The 20,117-nt window shown below is 61.0% G+C and carries 16 protein-coding genes; 1 reads left to right on the forward strand and 15 read right to left on the reverse strand.

Going from position 1 to position 20,117, the window contains the following annotated elements; genetic code table 11:
- Positions 1-20: 20 nt before the first annotated feature.
- Positions 21-1,157 carry a sensor histidine kinase gene (locus B0D71_RS25380; RefSeq protein WP_103397155.1) on the reverse strand — a complete coding sequence of 379 codons (1,137 nt, stop codon included), beginning with the start codon at positions 1,155-1,157 and terminating at the stop codon, positions 21-23.
- A gap of 248 nt (positions 1,158-1,405) precedes the next feature.
- Between B0D71_RS25380 and B0D71_RS25385 the strand changes: the two genes are divergently transcribed.
- The gene (locus tag B0D71_RS25385) at positions 1,406-6,676 is read left to right on the forward strand and encodes a dermonecrotic toxin domain-containing protein (RefSeq protein WP_103397156.1); all 5,271 of its coding nucleotides are present in this window, start codon (positions 1,406-1,408) and stop codon (positions 6,674-6,676) included.
- A gap of 66 nt (positions 6,677-6,742) precedes the next feature.
- Here the strand turns inward: B0D71_RS25385 and ureC are convergent, their stop codons facing one another.
- From ureC to B0D71_RS25455, 14 genes are all read right to left on the reverse strand, one after another.
- Positions 6,743-8,443 carry an urease subunit alpha gene (gene ureC, locus B0D71_RS25390; protein ID WP_103397157.1) on the reverse strand — a complete coding sequence of 567 codons (1,701 nt, stop codon included), beginning with the start codon at positions 8,441-8,443 and terminating at the stop codon, positions 6,743-6,745.
- Positions 8,444-8,609: 166 nt separating this feature from the next.
- Positions 8,610-8,915 (reverse strand): urease subunit beta, encoded by a 306-nt coding sequence (locus B0D71_RS25395; RefSeq protein WP_103397158.1) that lies wholly within the window; start codon positions 8,913-8,915, stop codon positions 8,610-8,612.
- Positions 8,915-9,448, reverse strand: coding sequence for a GNAT family N-acetyltransferase (locus B0D71_RS25400; protein ID WP_103397159.1), 534 nt, complete (start codon positions 9,446-9,448; stop codon positions 8,915-8,917). Before B0D71_RS25400 ends, B0D71_RS25395 begins: the two co-directional genes overlap by 1 nt.
- A 6-nt stretch (positions 9,449-9,454) precedes the next feature.
- A complete protein-coding gene (locus B0D71_RS25405; RefSeq protein WP_103397160.1) occupies positions 9,455-9,988 on the reverse strand; it encodes a GNAT family N-acetyltransferase in 534 nt (177 codons plus the stop codon).
- A gap of 9 nt (positions 9,989-9,997) precedes the next feature.
- Positions 9,998-10,300 (reverse strand): urease subunit gamma, encoded by a 303-nt coding sequence (locus tag B0D71_RS25410; protein WP_007999380.1) that lies wholly within the window; start codon positions 10,298-10,300, stop codon positions 9,998-10,000.
- A 59-nt stretch (positions 10,301-10,359) separates the two neighbouring features.
- On the reverse strand, positions 10,360-11,199 hold the full coding sequence (locus B0D71_RS25415) for an urease accessory protein UreD (protein WP_103397161.1): 840 nt from the start codon (positions 11,197-11,199) through the stop codon (positions 10,360-10,362).
- A gap of 164 nt (positions 11,200-11,363) precedes the next feature.
- A complete protein-coding gene (gene urtE, locus B0D71_RS25420) occupies positions 11,364-12,062 on the reverse strand; it encodes an urea ABC transporter ATP-binding subunit UrtE (protein ID WP_103397162.1) in 699 nt (232 codons plus the stop codon).
- A 131-nt stretch (positions 12,063-12,193) separates the two neighbouring features.
- Positions 12,194-13,063 carry an urea ABC transporter ATP-binding protein UrtD gene (gene urtD / locus B0D71_RS25425; RefSeq protein ID WP_103397163.1) on the reverse strand — a complete coding sequence of 290 codons (870 nt, stop codon included), beginning with the start codon at positions 13,061-13,063 and terminating at the stop codon, positions 12,194-12,196.
- On the reverse strand, positions 13,060-14,139 hold the full coding sequence (gene urtC, locus B0D71_RS25430) for an urea ABC transporter permease subunit UrtC (protein WP_103397164.1): 1,080 nt from the start codon (positions 14,137-14,139) through the stop codon (positions 13,060-13,062). The genes urtD and urtC overlap by 4 nt, the downstream gene beginning before the upstream one ends.
- Positions 14,139-15,641: an urea ABC transporter permease subunit UrtB gene (urtB, locus tag B0D71_RS25435; protein WP_103397165.1), complete on the reverse strand. Its 1,503-nt coding sequence runs from the start codon at positions 15,639-15,641 to the stop codon at positions 14,139-14,141. Before urtB ends, urtC begins: the two co-directional genes overlap by 1 nt.
- 163 nt (positions 15,642-15,804) lie before the next feature.
- A complete protein-coding gene (gene urtA / locus B0D71_RS25440; RefSeq protein WP_103397166.1) occupies positions 15,805-17,070 on the reverse strand; it encodes an urea ABC transporter substrate-binding protein in 1,266 nt (421 codons plus the stop codon).
- Between the two features lie 261 nt (positions 17,071-17,331).
- Positions 17,332-18,342 (reverse strand): FecCD family ABC transporter permease, encoded by a 1,011-nt coding sequence (locus B0D71_RS25445; protein WP_103397167.1) that lies wholly within the window; start codon positions 18,340-18,342, stop codon positions 17,332-17,334.
- Entirely contained in the window at positions 18,339-19,298 is a 960-nt protein-coding gene (locus B0D71_RS25450) for an ABC transporter substrate-binding protein (protein WP_103397168.1), read from the reverse strand. The genes B0D71_RS25445 and B0D71_RS25450 overlap by 4 nt, the downstream gene beginning before the upstream one ends.
- Entirely contained in the window at positions 19,295-20,083 is a 789-nt protein-coding gene (locus tag B0D71_RS25455; RefSeq protein ID WP_103397169.1) for an ABC transporter ATP-binding protein, read from the reverse strand. The genes B0D71_RS25450 and B0D71_RS25455 overlap by 4 nt, the downstream gene beginning before the upstream one ends.
- Positions 20,084-20,117 lie beyond the last annotated feature (34 nt).

A 20,117-nucleotide genomic window follows, 5' to 3' on the forward strand; every position in this document is an offset into this window, starting at 1 on the left:
CATCGCCGGCAAGCCGGCTCCTACAGACGTATCACCTTCCTGGGCAACACCACGGTAAACGTCGTGCCATCCATCTCACTGGAACTGACTTCAATCGTCCCCTGATGGGCGTCGACCACTTCCTTGACGATAAACAGCCCCAAGCCAAGGCTGGTAGTGGGCTCACCGAGTGCTTCGCTGGCACTGCGCACCAGCGGGTCGAAAATGGTCGGGATCGCATCGGTGGGGATCGGGGCGCCATCGTTGTGCACGGTCAGTCGAATGCTGTCGGTTTCGCCCTTGAGGCACAGCTTCACTTCACGTTTGCTTGAACCGTGCTGCAAGGCATTGCCGATCAGGTTTTGCAGCATCTGATCAAGCCGACGCGGGTCCCAGGTGCCGCGGGTATCACCCTGTACATCCAGGGTCGGATCGCATTCCGGTTGACCGGCGCAGGCCCGGGCAATCGCTTCCCCTGCCGCGTCGGCCATGTCCATGGGCGCCGGTTCGATCGGCAGGTGCTTGCCCAGGCGGCTGCGCACCAGTTCCAGCAAATCCCCGACCATCACCGCCAGGTGCCCGGTACTGCGCTGGATGTTGATCGCGCACTTGAGCACATCGCCTTCGAGGGCGGCTTTGCGCAGCAGCAGTTCGGTGGACATGCTCACCGCTTGCAACGGCGCACGCAGATCATGACCGAGGATCGCCAGAAAGATGTCCCGCGAGCGGTTGACCCCTTCGGCGTAGGTGGCGGTGGATTCGGCGAGGGCTTCGTCGATGGCTTCGTTGAAGCGGATCATGTCCTGGAAGTAGGCCAGGTCAGGCGATTGCAGGCTGTTGACCCACAGGCGGATGACACAAGCGCGCAAATGGCGGAATTCACTGGTCATCTGCACCAGGTCAAAGCCCACGGCATGACGCAATTCGCCATGGCTGGCACCGGCCTCGTCCAGGCTCGGGGTTTTCTCCGGCCCTTCGCCGCGAGCCTTGGCCGCTTGTTCGGAGGGTGTCTGGGGTTTGCACATGTCCCGCGCCGCGGCCAGCAGGATCGACCGGGCATGGTCGCGCAAGGCGACGCTGTCCATGCTCTCGGCGGCCGGGGTGATGGTTTTGGCAAACTGCTCCCACTCATCGACGATGCGATCAACGTGCAACACGATGAATTCGGAAAGACGCATGGCGGTTACCTGGGCATGATTCGGGGGCAGCGAATCGAATAGTAGTCCCTTTGCCGGAAAAAACACCACCGCTCATGCCGTGGCATAAACCAACGCTTCTACGGTGGTACTTATGTGTTGAATGCTCTTTGATTTTTGAACGATGCAGGCCATTTTCCAGGGTTGGTCCAACCGTTTTTTGGACTTTTTTTAGGAGGGAAGGTTGTTGAAGCTGTGGGTTCCTAACCAGTCATCAAGGTGATGAAACAGTGTCTCAATTGCATGGAAGCCATTCACAGCAAACGATTGAAACCGCGGGCGGCGAACACAAGGGTGTGCATTATCACCGTGTGTTCGACGCGATACCGGGCACCATAAAAAATGCCCCGCTTGCAAGGCTCAAATCCCTCGAAACCCTGAATCCGGCGATACCCGAGTGGTACAGCGGCGCGCGGGCCATTGACCACCAATACCTGAAGCAACTGATCGATGAGCGCTGGCGTTTACAAGGCGTACTGGACAAGACCCTGGGCAACTTGCAAAACGACATCCAGGCCTTCGCCGAACCGCTGGTCAGTGAGAGGTTGCAGGCGACCTTCAACTCGGTCGAGCGCGTCAGTGAACTCACGGTACAGCTCGAAGTACCCAGCACGATCATCTTCGGCATCGACACCGGCGCCAGCCGCGTCCGACAGTCCACTTTGGTGGAGGCGGCGCTGCACAACTTCGAGGAAGCTGAAACCGTCGAAGGTGCGTTTCGCAACAGTTCCGGTATTTACCGCAACGACAGTCGGGGCAGTCTCAGCCTTGAACCGGCCATCACCCTCCCGGCGTTTGCAGCCATGTGCCGAAGCCTCGACATTGGCGGGCAATACCAACGACACATCAAGTCCGTCTTGTTGCCCGACACCCCGCAAGCACAGCGAACCTTGCAACAGGATTCGGTGGTCAGTGATAAGGCAGCCTTTCATGTGGCCGCACTGGTTGCTCGCTTGAAGGGCGATATCAGTGACCATGCCTACGGCAAACTGGGCCAGGTGCGTGAGGGGCAGGCAAACATCACGCTGTACGAGCAGCCGCTGCATTGTCATCGGTTGTCGCTGATGGGTTTTCGATTGACCGGCATCGTGTTGTTCAGCGCGGTCATTGAACCGGCGCAAGTAAAAAACCAAATCGATGGTTTGACGCCGGCCCTATTGAGGTTCTGGATCGATTGGTCGCGCCGTATTCCGGTTCTGCCCGGGCAGGAATATGACCGGTTCAAACTGTTGCAGGCGTTTTTTGCCAATGGTCCGCAGGGTTTGAGCGATGAGCTGTTGCGCCGCGAAGATACCTATCAACAGAGCCGATTAACCGGCCCATTGATCGCCTATGTCCCGGATGATCCGGACCATCCTGTGAAGGAGTATCCCTCGCTGACCGCGTTCATGAAGGCGCTCCTGGGTCAGTTGAGACGTACCGATTACCAATCCTTTTTCAGCCGCTTTGTGGCGCATAAGGACAAAGGGCTGTTTTTTGCCCGGGTCAAAGAGCGTCTCACGACCTACACCTGGCATGAGCGCGAACCGCTGGACATGGGCCCGTGGTGGCGTGAAACGGCGGTCGAAAATCCCGATGCGGAACCGGTCACTAACCAGATCGCGGATGATCTGTGGACCACGCTGTTTCTGGAGCGGCGTGACAAGGCCATCGCCGATGCCCGGCTGATTGCCGTACCGACCGACGACGAGGATGCCAACGCACGCTTCAAGCGCCTGACCGGTTACCTGTCGATCGGCTGGGACGTGTTCAATTTTGCCGCAATGCTGGTTCCCGGCCTGGGTGAGGCCATGCTCGGCATCATGGTCGCGCAGATGCTTGCCGACGTGGCCGAAGGCATCGAGGACTGGAACAAGGGTGACAAAGAAGAAGCCTCTGCCTACTTCAACGGGGTTTTGATCAACTTCGCGCAATTGGCGCTGATGGGGGCCGGCCATGTGTTGCCTGGCGCCCGTGTCGCGCCCGTCAAGGTTTCGTCATTTGTCGAGGGCCTCAAGCCCGTAGAGGTTGGCGGCAAGACGCGATTGTGGAACCCGGACCTGGGTCCTTATGAACAACCGATCGCGTTGCCCGAAGCGGCGCAGGCTGGTGATCAAGGGTTGTATCGACATCAGGATCAGGACCTGCTGCGTCTCGATGGCAAGTGCTATGGGGTCAAGCAAGACCCGGACACCGGCGAGCATCGTTTGCAACACCCGACCCGCGCTGACGCTTATCAGCCGCTGATGGAACACAATGGCGCCGGCACCTGGAAGACCGAGCTCGATCAGCCGCTCGAATGGGATCGGCGTGTCGTGCTCAAACGCCTGGGGGCTGCGGTAGAGGGGGTTTCCGATGAGACCCTGGAGCAGATTTTGACTGCCAGCGGCGTGCATGAAAACACCCTGCGCCGGCTGCATGTCGAGCATGAAACTCCACCCGCGTTATTGGCCGATACCCTCAAGCGCTTCAAGGCCCACGCCGATGCCGAAGTCGCTGCGCAACAGATTCTGGCCAAGCGGATCGGCGACGATTGGGCTGATTACTCGCTTCGGCTCATGACCGAGTTACGCGGCTGGCCTGACGACAAGGCCATAGAAGTTTTCCAGGGCCCAGGCCAGACGGGTGCATCAATCAAGGAAGGCTACGCCGATGCGGCGGCGACCCATACCTTGCAGTTGAGCTGGTCTGAACTGCGAGCGGGTGAGTTGCCTGAACGGGTGGTCGGATTCCTTGACGAAAAAGCGCTGCGCGAACTGCTTGGAGAACAGTATTCCGGTGACGGACCGAAACGTGCCCAGGCACTGCGAGAACAATGGGCGGCGCAGGCGCGTCAGCGCAAAAGTCAGTTGTTCGACCGGTTGTACAAACGCCGGACACGGTCGGACGATCCATTGGTGAACATGCTCAAGGGTAGCGGGGCAGAGATCTCGACCAGTCAGGCGCAGGCGTTGCTGAGTGAGGCGCATCCTTCGGATGTGCAGCATTTGAACGAAAAAAAACGTGTGCCGTTGAGGCTGGCTGAACAAGCCCGGGAAGCAGCGGAACAACTGCGGGTCACGCGGGCTTACGAAGGCCTGTACCTCGAAGGACAGCACAATCGCGATACCGCGCGCCTGGAGTTGCATTCGCTGGCGGCGCTACCGGGTTGGCCGGCAGATCTGCGCCTGGAGATCCGTGAGTATTCATTCGCCGGAGCACTGACCGACAGTCTCGGCCCCGTCGACGCGAAGACCCGCAAAGTGCTGATCCTGGGTGAGGACGGCCAATACGAGGCGCGGGACGACAATGATCGGCATTTGCACGGTGCGGACAATTTATACGCGGCGGTGCTGCATGCCTTGCCTGACGCGCAGCGAACAGCCCTGGGTTTTGAGATCTACGAGGCGCTGCGTCTTGAGCAAGCGATAAAAGCTCGCCCGCTGGATCGTGACGTATTTGAGCCGATGCTGCGGGACAATCCGAACATCAAACCGGCATACGACCCGGCCAGTATGCGCCTGCGTGGCGGCATGCCGGGTTACGCGCAGCAAGTGCCGCACGGGATGAATCTGCGGCGGCGGGTCCGTGGGCTGTATCCGGGATACACGTCGCAGGAGGTCGAAAACCTGCTGACGAAGCTCAACCAGAGTGGCGGCACGGTGTATGAGCGACTGGCTGCGCTGGAAGCCGAGTTCAACCAGTTCAACTACGCCATGCATCGCTGGATGAACTCACCGACGCAGTCCTTTCGTTTCAGTCCGGCGGGGGTGGCCGAGTGGCATGCACGCAACCGCCTCTACAAAGCGCTCCGACAATGCTGGCAGCGCACCGGGCCGGAGGGCATCGAGGCTACCGGGGTCGTGCGGCCACAGGCCTTGAGTCTGGACAACATTCCCAAGCTGGGTCGACTGCTGGAAACCCTGCCGAAGTTGGAGGCCAATTTTGACCATGTCACCAGGCTGAGCCTGCGCGGTGGCCAGTTGCGTGCCGGGCACCTGCCGTTCCTCGACGCGTTCCATCAGGTGCGCTACCTCAACCTGCAAGACAATCTGCTTACAGCTATTCCGCCGGTGTTGAAGGACATGCGCCATCTCACCGACCTGTTCCTCAACGACAACCGCATTGAACTGGATGTACTGGCGGTGGATCGCCTGAAAAATCTGACGCGCCTGAGGTCGTTGGCGCTGGGCGGCAACCCGCTGAAGCGCCTTCCCGATGTCAGCCGGATGCCACATTTGCAGGTGCTGGTGCTGGGCGGCGCCGGTCTGGACAGTTGGCCTGTCGGGTTGTTTTCCCAATCTCGGCCACGCAGTATTTTCATTGACCTGAGCCGTAATCCGATCAGCCGGATACCGCAAGTCGCACCCGGATCGTTTCGCGCCGAGTTACTGGCACGCACGGTGATCAGCCGGGAACCGCGCTGGATATCGTCGGAAAATCTCGACATCCTGAAGTCTTATATCGAGTCGGTCGGTATGGACCCGGAGCGTCCTTATCCACCCCTCGGTGTGCTCGACAGTTCGGAATGGGCGGCGGGCATGACCGAGCGGCAATGGCAGGAAAAACAGGAAGTCTGGAACGCCGTCGAAGATGAATTCGATTCGGTGCCGTTTTTCAACGAAGTCCGCAAACTCACCCAATCCGCCGACTTCAAGGCTGGCGATACCTATCAGACGGAACTGACGGCCAAGGTCTGGCGCATGCTTGAGGCCATGGCCAGCGACACTGAACTGCGCATCAAGTTGTTCAATGAAGCCGCAACCCCCACCGAATGCGTGGATGGCGGTACGCAACTGTTCAATGCCATGGGCGTGCAGGTGATGGTTCACGAAGCCTACGCCCTCGTGCGCGCGGACCTGATCGAAACGCAATTGCTTGAGCTGGCCCTGGGTAAATCCAGGCTCGATGAACTCGGCGCCATCGCCCGTCAGCGGGTGTCCGAGCGCTTGGCGAAAGGAGAACAGTTCCGTCGCACGGGTGCCGATGGCGAAGTGACCGGCACTGTCGATGAAGTGGAAGTGCACCTGGCCTACATGACCGATCTGGCGGAGCGCCTGGATTTGCCGTGGCAGGCTAGGGGCATGCAGTTCCGCGGCATCGCCGAGGTCAGCAAAGAGATGATCGAGGCAGCGTTCCAGCGGATCAAGGCGTTGGAGGAGGGCGATCTGCTGATCGATCGGGTCTTCGAGCAACCGCTCTGGAAAACCTGGCTGGAGTCGACTTATCGCGAGGAGTTGAATGGCTTGAAACGCCGGATCGATGCCACCACCGATTTGCAGGATGCGTTGCAGCGCAGGGCCGAAGGTACGCGGCTTACCGCCGGGGAAAAGGCTGCGTTGGAAGCGGAAATCAAGGCGCTGTGCAGCGAGTCGGGAAAAAGCGAAAGTGATTTCGCGGATGGCCAGATCATGACGGACGAGGTGTATTTTCAAGCTTTGAATGACATCGACCGGCAAATCACGGATCAACTGAAAACGCTGACCCGAGAAGCGATGGTTCGGGCCGACCTGGACCGACTGCGGATTTCATCCACTCAATAACCACAAGCAAGGCAAAGGCCTCGACACACTGCGTGCGAGGCCTTTGTGTATGGCGCAACAACCGCTTCAGAACAAGAAGTAACGCTGGGCCATCGGCAAGGTTTGCGCGGGCTCACACCACAGCAACACACCGTCGGCCTTGACCTGATAGGTCTGCGGATCGACGTCGATGTTCGGCAGATAGTCGTTGTGGATCAGGTCGGTTTTCTGCACGTCACGGCAGCCTTTTGCCACGGCAATTTTCTTCTTCAAACCCAGCGCCTCCGGCAAGCCTGCATCCTGCGCCGCCTGACTGATGAAGGTCATGCTGGTGGCGTGCAGCGAGCCGCCGAAGCTGGCGAACATGGGGCGGTAGTGCACCGGTTGTGGTGTCGGGATCGAGGCGTTGGCGTCGCCCATCAGGCTGGCCGCAATGGCACCGCCCTTGAGAATCAGCGTCGGTTTCACGCCGAAAAACGCCGGGCGCCAGAGCACCAGATCCGCCCATTTGCCCACTTCCACTGACCCCACTTCATGGCTGATGCCGTGGGTAATCGCCGGGTTGATGGTGTACTTGGCGATGTAGCGTTTGGCGCGGAAGTTGTCGTTGCCGGTGCCATCGCCGGGCAGCGGCCCTCGCTGTTTTTTCATCTTGTCGGCGGTCTGCCAGGTGCGCGTGATGACTTCGCCGACGCGGCCCATGGCCTGGCTGTCGGAGCTGATCATCGAGAACGCGCCGAGGTCGTGGAGGATGTCTTCGGCGGCAATCGTCTCGCGACGGATGCGGCTCTCGGCGAAGGCCACGTCTTCGGCAATGCTCGGGTCGAGGTGGTGGCAGACCATCAGCATGTCGAGGTGTTCGTCGATCGTGTTGCGGGTGAACGGCCGCGTGGGGTTGGTCGAACTCGGCAGCACGTTGGCGAAACCGCAGGCCTTGATGATGTCCGGCGCGTGACCGCCACCGGCCCCTTCGGTGTGATAGGTGTGAATGGTGCGGCCCTTGAAGGCGGCGAGGGTGGTCTCGACGAAACCGGATTCGTTGAGGGTGTCGGTGTGGATCGCCACTTGCACATCGTACTGGTCGGCCACGCTCAGGCAGTTGTCGATGCTCGCCGGGGTGGTGCCCCAGTCTTCGTGGAGCTTGAGGCCGATGGCGCCGGCCTTGACCTGCTCGATCAGCGGTTCCGGCAGGCTGGCGTTACCTTTGCCGGTCAGGCCGATGTTCATCGGGAACGCGTCGGCGGCCTGAAGCATGCGCGCCAGGTGCCACGGCCCGGAGGTACAGGTCGTGGCATTGGTGCCGGTGGCCGGCCCGGTGCCGCCACCGATCATGGTGGTGACGCCGCTCATCAATGCCTCTTCGATCTGCTGCGGGCAGATGAAGTGGATGTGCGTGTCGATGCCGCCAGCGGTGAGGATCATGCCTTCGCCGGCGATGACTTCAGTGCTGGCGCCGATGGCGATGGTGACGTTGGGCTGGATGTCCGGGTTGCCGGCCTTGCCAATGGCGGCGATGCGCCCGTCCTTGAGACCGACGTCGGCCTTGACGATGCCCCAGTGATCGATGATCAGCGCGTTGGTGATCAGGGTGTCGACCACCTCGGCGGCCAACAACTGGCTCTGACCCTGGCCGTCACGGATGACTTTACCGCCACCGAACTTCACTTCTTCGCCGTAGGTGGTGAAGTCTTGTTCCACTTCGATCCACAACTCGGTATCGGCCAGGCGCACCTTGTCACCGACGGTGGGGCCGAACATGTCGGCGTAGGCTTGACGGGAAATCTTCATTCGTTCGCCTTGGAATTCAATTGAATTTGAAACCGCTCGCATCGCTCGCTATCGCTGGCAAGCCAGCTCCTACAAGGAATCGCATTCCGGGCAACAATGGGGTGGAGTGCAATCCCCCGTGGGAGCTGGCTTGCCAGCGATGGGGCCAATGCAAACGACGCATTACTCAGAGCTCACCCATGATCCTGCCGGCAAAGCCAAACACCCGACGATGCCCCGCCAGATCCACCAACTCCACCTCGCGGCTCTGCCCCGGTTCGAAGCGCACGGCGGTGCCTGCGGGGATGTTCAAACGCATGCCGCGACTGGCGGCGCGGTCGAACGTCAGGGCGTCGTTGGTTTCGAAAAAGTGATAGTGCGAGCCGACCTGGATCGGCCGGTCGCCACTGTTGGCCACCTTCAGGCTGAGGGTGCGCCGGCCGACGTTGAGCTCGATTTCGCCAGGTTCGATCTGGTACTCACCTGGAATCATCAGTGGGCTCCTTGGAGAATCTTGTAGTACAGGGCGGTCGGCTTGTAGCGGCCGGTCGGGTCGCAGGCGTAGTCGGGGATTTCACCGGCGCGGGTGTAGCCCAGTGATTGGTAGAAGTTCTCGGCAGGCGAGCCGGCCTCGGTGTCGAGGTAAAGCATGCCGCGCTTGTGCTGCAGGGCGGCCGCCTCCAGAGCGCTCATCAGTTGCTGGCCCAGACCACGACGCCGCGAATGTTCGCGCACCAGCAATTTCTGCACTTCGGCGCGGTTCAGGCCGTTGGCTTTCTGGCACAGACCCAGTTGCACGCTGGCCTGCACCTGCTCGTCCTTGACCACCACCCACAGCAATACATTGCCCTTGTTGAGGTTGTCCTGGACCTCATCGAAATAGGCGTGGGCCTGGGTCGCATCAAGGTCAGCCATGAAGCCGACACTGGCGCCATAACCGACGGCATCGAGCAGCAGGTCGATCAGACCCTGGCGATAATGCGCAAAGCTTTCAACGTTGACGCGGCGCAGTTGAGCGGCGTTCATCGGGCATTACTCCTGGTTGATACCCGGTGGCTGCGCGCCGGGGTCGAGGGTCAATTGCATGAAAGTCAGGTCCAGCCAGCGGCCGAACTTGGTGCCGACCTGCGGCATTTGCCCGGTGGTGATAAAGCCGATGCGCTCATGCAAGCAAATGGAGGCGGTGTTACCGCTTTCGATGGCCGCTACCATCACGTGCTTGCCGCAGCCTTTGGCGCGTTCGATCAGCGCTTCCATCAGTTGCGGGCCGAGACCGTTGCCACGCTGGTCGCTGCGCACATAGACCGAGTGCTCGACGGTGTGGCGGAAACCGTCGAAAGGTCGCCAGTCGCCGAACGAGGCGTAGCCGAGCACCGTGTTGTCGCCATCGACGATCACCAGAATCGGATAAGCCTGGGACTGCCGGGCGCTGAACCAGGCCTGGCGGTTGCCGAGATCGACCGCCTGTTCATTCCAGATCGCCGTGGTGTTGAGCACCGCGTCGTTGTAGATGTCACGGATGGCCGGCAGGTCGGCATGCACGGCATCGCGGATGGGGTAAGTCATTGCGTGGCCTCAGGCGATGGGTTGGTGGACGGTGACCAGTTTGGTGCCGTCGGGGAAGGTGGCCTCGACCTGGATTTCCGGGATCATTTCCGGGATGCCTTCCATCACTTGTTCGCGGGTCAGCAGGGTTGTACCCAAGTGCATCAGGTCGGCCACGGTCTGGCCATCGCGGGCACCCTCAAGCAGCGCCGCGGAGATGTAGGCCATGGCCTCCGGGTAGTTGAGTTTCACGCCACGAGCCAAACGCCGCTCGGCCACCAGGCCGGCGGTGAAGATCAGCAGCTTGTCTTTTTCGCGTGGGGTCAGGTCCATTGTGGCAATCCATATTCGGCAGTTAAAAGGTGTGGGATCTGCTCCCACAGAAAAGCGATTCAGGTGTTCCATATTCTGGGTGGAACCGCTTCGCGACCAAGCAATACCGGGCGCAGTATCTTCCATAAATCGATAAGCCACCCCCGCGCCAACAGCGCTTCACTGGCCAGGCACCGTGCAACCAGCAAGCCCGGCAGCTGGGTCAGATCCCCGCGTACGTCGTTGGGCAGCGAGCGGCAGGTTTCCAGCCGTTCGCTATCAATCTCACCCGTCACCAGCAACGTCGCAAACACCGGTTGCCCATCGAGCCCGATGGGCGAATCAAGCAAGCCGTCCGCCCCGACAATGCGCTGGCGTTCATGCCAGAGCAACTGGCCGTCGCGGCGGATGTCCAGCTGTGCCTGGAAGTGCCCAAGATCGAAGCGTTCGCCGCTGGCCGGACGGCCCAAGGCCACGACGTCCCAGTAGAACAGCCGTGCATCGCCCTCAAGGTCGATGCAGGTACTGAGTTGCGCCTGGGCAGCGCTGAAAATGATCGTTTCCTGGGGCAGCCATTCCAGAGTCGCACCGGCCGCCACTTTCAGCTTCAGCTGCTGATAGGCCGGGCCGGCGGCGCGATACCACTTGGCCGCGCCGGGGCTGGTGATTTGCGCCCAGGCGTTACCCTCGACGCTGGCCGAGATGTCCAGCCGATCGCCGCCGGCAATCCCGCCGGGCGGGTGGACAATGATGTGCTGGCAGACCTCTGGCCCCTCTGCATACAGGTGCTTTTGCACCCGCAACGGACCTTTGTGACGGCGCTGGACCGGGCGAGTGGTGTTGTCGAATCGGGCGTAGCCCAGTTCCAGTTCGGCGTGCCAACTGGGGGTGAACAAGGCGCCGGAAGCGGGAAGGGTCATAGTCAGTGCTTATCGTGAGCTCGTCAGGATGGTTGCAAAGGCTGTGCCGCCAGGCATTGCGGGTGGGAGGCGGTTGTTGAGCGCTGCGATGCACCAACAGGAGGCATCCTGAGAAATATCGTGCAACAAGTTGGTGCCGAGACCTGCCGGGTCTCGGCAGGATCTCAGATTGTGACCAACCCGCGCACACCCTCGGCCTCCATGTTCTCTCCGCGCCCCTGCTGCACGATCTCGCCCCGGGACATCACCAGGTATTGATCGGCCAGTTCGGCGGCGAAATCGTAGAACTGCTCCACCAGTAAAATCGCCATATCGCCCCGGGCCGCGAGTTTTTTGATCACGGCACCGATCTCCTTGATCACCGACGGCTGGATGCCTTCGGTAGGCTCGTCGAGGATCAACAGGCGAGGGCGACTGGCCAGGGCTCGGCCAATCGCCAGTTGCTGTTGCTGGCCACCGGACAGATCGCCACCGCGCCGCTGTTTCATTTGCAGCAGCACCGGAAACAGCTCGTAGATAAACGCCGGGACTTCCTTGGCTTCGCTGCCCGGGAAGCGTGACAGCCCCATCAGCAGGTTTTCTTCCACGGTCAGGCGGCCGAAGATCTCCCGGCCCTGCGGCACGTAGGCGATGCCGGCATGCACGCGCTGGTGCGGCTTGAATGTGGTGATCGGCTTGCCTTCCCAGTTCACCGCGCCTTCCCTGGCCGGCAACAGGCCCATCAAGCATTTGAGCAGGGTGGTCTTGCCCACGCCGTTGCGGCCAAGCAGGCAGGTGACTTCGCCAACCTTCACGTCAAACGTCAGGCCGCGCAGGATGTGGCTACCGCCGTAGTACTGGTGCAGTTTGTCGACTTGCAGCATGTTCAAATTCTCCTCAAATCCCTTGTAGGAGCGAGCTTGCTCGCGATGAGCCAGAGAGCGACGCGTACATTCAGACAGCCTGCGTCATCGTTAATGTCCATCGCGAGCAAGCTCGCTCCAACAAAGAGCAATCAGCGACCGAGATAAACCTCGATCACCCGCTCGTTATCCTGCACCTGCTCCAGCGACCCCTCGGCCAGCACGCTGCCCTGATGCAACACCGTGACGTGGTCGGCAATCGAGCCGACGAAGCCCATGTCGTGTTCCACCACCATCAGCGAGTGCTTGCCGGCCAGGCGCTTGAACAGCTCTGCGGTGAACTCGGTCTCGGCGTCGGTCATGCCTGCGACTGGTTCGTCGAGCAGCAGTAATTGCGGGTCCTGCATCAGCAACATGCCGATCTCCAGGAACTGCTTCTGACCGTGGGACAGCAGGCCGGCCGGGCGATTGACCGAGCTGGTCAGGCGAATGGTGTCCAGCACTTCGGCGATGCGATCTTTCTGCTCGCCGCTCAAGCGTGCCCGCAGGCTGGCCCACACCGACTTGTCGGTTTTCTGCGCCAGCTCCAGGTTCTCGAACACACTCAAGGCTTCGAACACCGTCGGCTTCTGGAACTTGCGACCGATACCGGCCTGGGCGATCTGCACTTCGCTCATTTGCGTCAGGTCCAGGGTTTCGCCGAACCAGGCCTTGCCGTGACTGGGGCGGGTCTTGCCGGTGATTACGTCCATCAGCGTGGTCTTGCCCGCGCCATTGGGGCCGATGATGCAGCGCAACTCACCGACGCCGATGTACAGGTTCAGATTGTTCAGCGCGCGGAAGCCGTCGAAGCTGACGCTGATGTCTTCCAGGGTCAGGATGGTGCCATGGCGCGTGTTCAGGCCTTTGCCTGCACGTTGGCCGAGGCCGATGGCATCGCGGCTGCTGCCGGCGTCCTTGTTCGGTTCCACAGGAAAAAACGCCGGTTCGAGCATGAACTCAGCCGTTGCAGTGACTCTCATTGCTCACCTCTTCTCTTCAACAGACCGATCACGCCCTTGGGCAGGTACAGGGTCACGACGATGAACAGCGCACCCAGGAAGAACAGCCAGTACTCGGGGAATGCCACGGTGAACCAGCTCTTCATGCCGTTGACCACACCGGCACCGAGCAACGGACCGATCAAGGTGCCGCGACCGCCAAGGGCCACCCACACCGCTGCTTCGATGGAGTTGGTCGGCGACATCTCGCTCGGGTTGATGATCCCCACTTGCGGCACGTACAACGCGCCGGCCAGGCCACATAACACCGCGCTCAATACCCAGACAAACAACTTGAACCCGCGTGGGTCGTAGCCGCAGAACATCAGGCGGTTCTCCGCGTCGCGCAGCGCGGTCAACACCCGGCCGAACTTGCTCTGCGCCAGGCGCCAGCCGATGTACAGGCTCGCTACCAGCAACAGTACCGTGGCGAAAAACAACACCGCGCGGGTGCCTGGCTCGGTGATGCCAAAGCCTAGAATCGTGCGGAAATTGGTGAAGCCGTTGTTGCCGCCGAAGCCGGTTTCGTTGCGGAAGAACAGCAGCATGCCGGCAAAGGTCAGGGCCTGGGTCATGATCGAGAAGTACACGCCCTTGATCCGTGAACGGAAGGCGAAGAAACCGAACACCAACGCCAGTAACCCCGGCGCCAGCACCACCAGGCACAGCGTCCAGAGGAAGCTGCTGGTGCCGGTCCAGAACCACGGCATTTCGGTCCACGACAGGAAGGTCATGAATGCCGGCAAACCATCGCCCGAGGCCTGACGCATCAGGTACATGCCCATTGCATAACCACCGAGGGCGAAGAACAGACCGTGGCCGAGGGACAGCAGGCCGGCATAACCCCAGACCAGATCGAGCGCCAGGGCAACGATGGCGTAGCAAAGAATCTTGCCCACCAGCGTTAGCGTATAGGCGGATACGTGCAGCGTACTGTCCGCCGGTAACAGCGACAGCAGCGGCAATGCCAGCAGAAGAATGAGGATCGCCACACCGACGGCGATCGTGACTTTCGGGCCGGCCTTTTGCGTGGCCGTGAGCATCAGGGGCTGGTTCATCAGTCGATCACCCGTCCTTTGAGTGCGAAGAGGCCTTGCGGACGTTTCTGGATGAACAGAATGATCAGCGCGAGGATGAGGATCTTGCCGAGCACGGCACCGATCTGCGGCTCGAGAATCTTGTTGGCGATCCCTAAGCCGAATGCGGCCAGCACGCTGCCGGCCAATTGGCCGACACCGCCGAGCACCACCACCAGGAACGAGTCGATGATGTAGCTCTGGCCGAGGTCCGGGCCGACGTTGCCGATCTGGCTGAGGGCCACGCCACCGAGGCCGGCGATGCCCGAACCGAGGCCAAAGGCAAGCATGTCCACGCGCCCGGTAGGCACGCCACAGCAGGCGGCCATGTTGCGGTTCTGGGTGACGGCGCGCACGTTCAGGCCCAGGCGCGTCTTGTTCAGCAGCAGCCACGTAAGCACCACCACAAACAGTGCAAAGGCAATGATGACGATGCGGTTGTACGGCAGCACGAGGTTGGGTAGCACTTGAATCCCGCCCGACAGCCACGCCGGGTTGGCCACTTCGACGTTCTGCGCACCGAACACCAGGCGAACCAGCTGAATCAGCATAAGGCTGATGCCCCAGGTGGCGAGCAGGGTTTCCAGCGGACGGCCGTAGAGGTGGCGAATCACCGTGCGTTCCAGTGCCATGCCGATGGCCGCGGTGACGAAAAATGCCACCGGCAGCGCGATCAGCGGATAAAACTCGATCGCCTGCGGGGCGAAGCGCTGGAACATCAGTTGCACGACATAGGTCGAGTAGGCGCCGAGCATCAGCATCTCGCCGTGGGCCATGTTGATCACGCCGAGCAGGCCGAAAGTGATCGCCAGTCCCAGGGCGGCGAGCAGCAGGATCGAGCCCAGTGACATACCACTGAAGGCCTGACCGAGCATTTCGCCGACCAGCAGTTTGCGTTTGACTTGAGCGAGGCTGGTTTCAGCCGCGGTACGCACATTCGCGTCGGTTTCGACCCCCGGCTCCAGCAGGCTTTCCAGGCGGGTGCGGGCCAGCGGATCGCCGGTTTCGCCGAGCAGGCGCACAGCGGCGAGGCGCACGGCCGGATCTGCGTCTACCAATTGCAGATTGGCCAGGGCGAGGCTCAATGCCGCGTGGACGCCTTCGTCGTGCTCGCCAGCGAGTTGCTGATCGAGGAATTTCAATTGCGCCGGTTTGGCGCTTTTCTGCAATTGCTGCGCGGCGGCCAGGCGGATTCTGGCGTCGGCGGCGAGCAACTGATGACTGGCCAGGGCCGTGTCGATCAGACCGCGCAGGCGGTTGTTCAGGCGCAGGGTTTTCGGTTGGCCGTCGAGGGTCAGTTCGCCTTGTTGCAGGGCGTTGATCAACTCGATACGGGCCGGATCGGGCTGCGCGGCCCAAGACTCCAGCAGTTTGGCTTGTTGCATGGGATTGGCGGCGACGAAGTCTTCGGCGTCGCCGGCGTGGGCGGCCATCGGCAACAGCAGGGCGATGGCCAGAATGAAGCGGTAAAGGGCGGTGGGCATGTCTAACGTCCTGGTCATGCGCGGACCCTGTAGGAGCCGGCTTGCCGGCGAAGGCATCACCTCGGTGCATCAGCTACACCGAGTCGTTTGCATCGCTGGCAAGCCAGCTCCTACAGGTGTTGTGTCGGGCCCGGGGGAGTGTCAGGGCCCGGCATCGCGGGGCTTAGTTGCTCTTCACCGCATACTCCGGCTTCTTGTCGTTGCCCGGGATGAACGGGCTCCACGGCTGGGCGCGGATCGGGCCTTCGGTCTGCCATACCACGTTGAACTGACCGTCAGACTGGATCTCGCCGATCATTACTGGCTTGTGCAGGTGGTGATTGGTCTTGTCCATGGTCAGGGTGTAGCCGGACGGCGCGGCGAAGGTCTGGCCGCCGAGCGCTTCGCGGACTTTGTCGACGTCGGTGGACTTGGCTTTTTCCGCCGCTTGCGCCCACATGTGGATGCCGACATATGTGGCTTCCATCGGGTCGTTGGTCACCGCTTTGTCGGCGCCTGGCAGGTTGTGTTTCTTGGCGTAGGCCTTCCAGTCAGCGACGAACTTCTTGTTCGCCGGGTTCTCGACCGATTCGAAGTAGTTCCACGCCGCCAGGTTACCCACCAGTGGCTTGGTGTCGATGCCGCGCAGTTCTTCTTCGCCGACGGAGAACGCCACGACCGGAACGTCGGTGGCTTTCAGGCCCTGGTTGGCCAGTTCTTTGTAGAAAGGCACGTTGGAGTCGCCGTTGACGGTGGAGATAACGGCTGTCTTGCCGCCTGCCGAGAACTTCTTGATGTTGGCGACGATGGTTTGATAGTCGCTGTGACCGAACGGGGTGTAGACCTCTTCGATGTCCTTGTCGGCCACGCCTTTGGAGTGCAGGAACGAGCGCAGAATCTTGTTGGTGGTGCGCGGGTAGACGTAGTCGGTGCCGAGCAGGAAGTAGCGCTTGGCGCTGCCGCCTTCCTCGCTCATCAGGTATTCAACGGCGGGGATCGCTTGCTGGTTCGGTGCGGCGCCGGTGTAGAACACGTTCGGCGACATCTCTTCACCTTCGTATTGCACCGGGTAGAACAGCAGACCGTTGAGTTCTTCGAACACCGGCAATACCGATTTGCGCGACACCGAGGTCCAGCAACCAAACACCACGGCGACCTTGTCCTGGGTCAGCAACTGGCGGCCCTTCTCGGCGAACAGTGGCCAGTTCGAAGCCGGATCGACCACCACTGGCTCCAGCATCTTGCCGTTGACACCGCCCTTGGCGTTGATCTCGTCGATGGTCATCAACGCCATGTCTTTCAACGACGTTTCGGAGATTGCCATGGTCCCGGACAACGAATGCAGAATACCGACCTTGATGGTCTCGGCGGCCTGGACGGTCCAGGTCATGCCCATTGCGGCGATGCTTGCCGTGAGTGTGAAAGCCTTGATCAAGCTGCGACGCTTCATTGTGCGATCTCCATGAACTTATGAGTTTTCTTGGTTGGCAGATGCGGACTACTGAAGGGTCTTTAGCAAGGGCTGTGCCCGGTCGGCAAAAGGCAGGTAAATGTCGTTCCAGAGCGGTTGCGCGATTTTATGGCGCACCATGAGGGGACATTGAGAGTGGTCCGGTGCGCTGAGGCGCGCCACATTGGGGCGCAGATTTTATGAACGATAAAAATCAACTGTGGGAGCGGGCTTGCTCCCACAATTTTTGATTGTTGTGAATCAGCGGCGGCGCATGAGACCGATAAAAAACAACCCGCCAATCGCCGCGGTGGCGACGCCGATGGGTAAGTCTTCCGGGGCGATCAGGGTTCGGGCCGCCACGTCGACCCACACCAGAAACACACTGCCGAGCAACACGCACACCGGTAACAGTCGGCGGTGTTCAGCCCCGACCAGGCGTCGCGCAATGTGCGGCACCATCAGCCCGACAAAACCAATCGAACCGCTGATCGAAACCAGCACCCCGGTCATCAATGACGCAATCAAAAATACCTGCATACGCACGGTGCGTGCATTCAGGCCCAGGGTCACTGCTGTCTGCTCGCCAGCCATCAGCGCATTCAACGGTCGCGCCATGCCCAACAGCAAAATCAGCCCGAGCAACACACTGGCTGTCGGTACCGCCAGCAATTCCCAGCGTGCCAGCCCGAGTCCGCCGAGCATCCAGAACATCACCGCCGAACTGGCTCGATGGTCGCCCATGAACAGAAGCAAATTGGCAATCGCCATCATCACGAACGACACCGCCACACCGCACAGCAGCAAGCGGTCACTGTCGAGGCGACCGTGGCGGCTGGCGATCATCAGCACCACCAGCATGCTCAGCAATGCACCAATGAACGCGGCGATGGGCAAGGTCAGCAGGCCAACGATCTCCCCGACATGCAGCACCACGATCACCGCGCCCAACGTCGCGCCGGAGGTGACGCCGAGCAAGTGCGGGTCCGCCAACGGATTGCGCGTCACCGCTTGCAGCACCGCGCCGATCAACGCCAGGCCGGCGCCCACCAGCGCGCCGAGCAGCATGCGCGGGACGCGGATCAACCAGACGATGTGTTCTTGCCCGGGACTCCATTCCTGCACACCGAAACCGAACAGTTTGTGCAAGAGGATGCGCCACACCACATCCAGCGGCACCCGTGCCGGGCCGAAACCCAGGGACACCACGCATGACATCAGCAACAGCGCACCGAGGGCGATCAACAACAAGGCGTAGCGACGGTTGATCATTCGCCGTGGAAGCCCTTGGCCAGGGTTGCGACCGCCAGCACGTTATCGATCCCCGGCGTGGCTTGCACGTAAGGGATGACGATGAAGCGCCGGTGCTTGATCGCGTCCACCGATTGCAGGGCCTTGTTGGCCAGCAGGAATTGAATCTTCTGTTCGGCGGTGATTTCGCTGTAGTCGACGATCACGATCACCTGCGGATTGTGCTCGACCACGGTTTCCCAGTTCACCCGGGTCCAGCTTGCGTCGACATCCTCCAGAATATTGCGCCCGCCTGCGGCGTCGATCAGTGCCTGTGGCATGCCCAGACGACCTGAGGTCATGGCCCGGTCTTCGCCGCTGTCATACAGGAAAACCCGTGGTTTTTCCGCGGGCAGGTCTTTGCCAATGGCCGCCACTTGCGCCTGCATGTCGGCGATCAGGGCATTGGCGCGATCCTGCACATCGAAAATTTTGCCGAGGTTGCGCAAGTCGTTGTAGGTGTCTTCGAGGCTGGCCGGCGGCCGCTTCATCACGAAGGCGCAGGATTCGGTCAGCTCATACACATTGATGCCAAGCGGTTGCAGGGTTTGCGGCGTGAGGTCGCCGCCGATGCGCATGCCGTAATCCCAGCCGGCGAAGAGAAAGTCGACGTTGGCATTGAGCAGGGTTTCCACCGACGGGTACTTGGCTGCCAGCTCCGGCAGGCCTTCGAGAATGCTCTGCATCTCGGGCGTCACGGCCTTCCAGCCACTGATGCCGCTGTAGCCGGCCATCCGTGGCTTGAGGCCGAGGGCGAGCATCATCTGGGTCATGTTGATGTCGTGGCTGAGGGCGTGTTGCGGTGCCTGCTTGAAGGTCACTTCGCGGTTGCAGCTTTTGATTGTCAGTGGGTAATGGGTGGCTTCGGCCAATGCATGGGCGCTGCCCAGCAGCATCACGAGAGAGAGGCAGGAGCGCAGCAGGGAACGCAAAGTCATGATTGGGTTATCCAGGTGATTCGTGGGTAGCCGTGCAGCGGATGCTCATCGATCAGCGCGTCGACACCAAAAACAGTGCGCAGCAGAGCAGCCGTCAGGACCTCTTTCGGTGTGCCGCTGGCGACGATACGGCCATGGTTGATCACGTACAGCCGATCACAAAAAGCCGCGGCCAGGTTGAGGTCGTGGATGCTCGCCAGGGTGCCGATGTGCAAGCGCTTGACCAACTGCAACAGCTCAAGCTGATAGCGTGGATCGAGGTGGTTGGTCGGCTCGTCGAGGATCAGCAACTGTGGCTGCTGGGCCAGGGCGCGGGCGAGGATCACCCGCTGTTTTTCGCCACCCGAGAGGGTCGCGAAGCCGTGGTCTTCGAAACCCTTGAGGCCGACCGATTCCAGGGCCAGATGGATGAGTTTCGAGTCCTCAAGTGTGTCGCCATCGAACAAGCCTTTGTGCGGCGTGCGGCCCATGGCGACCACTTCTTCGACGGTCAGGCCGAAGGCGTCGGGGAACTCCTGCAAGACCACGGCGATGCGTTGTGCGCACCAGCGCGAGGATTGCTTCCAGACATTCTGGTGATCGAGCCTGACCTCGCCGTGCGCCGGTTTACTGAAGCGCCAGGCACAACGCAACAGGCTGGTCTTGCCACTGCCGTTGGGGCCGATCAGCCCGACGAACTCACCGGCGGCCACGTGCACGGAGGCATCACGCAGCTGGAATTGGTGGTGGCAATGGCCGTGGCCCAGGGGTGTCCAGGAAATGTCTGTGAGGTTCAGCGAGGTCATGCAATTGCTCTGAAGATGAAGCTAATGGCCCCAT

It is taken from the genome of Pseudomonas laurylsulfativorans (assembly GCF_002906155.1).
GTDB classification, from domain to species: Bacteria; Pseudomonadota; Gammaproteobacteria; order Pseudomonadales; family Pseudomonadaceae; genus Aquipseudomonas; species Aquipseudomonas laurylsulfativorans.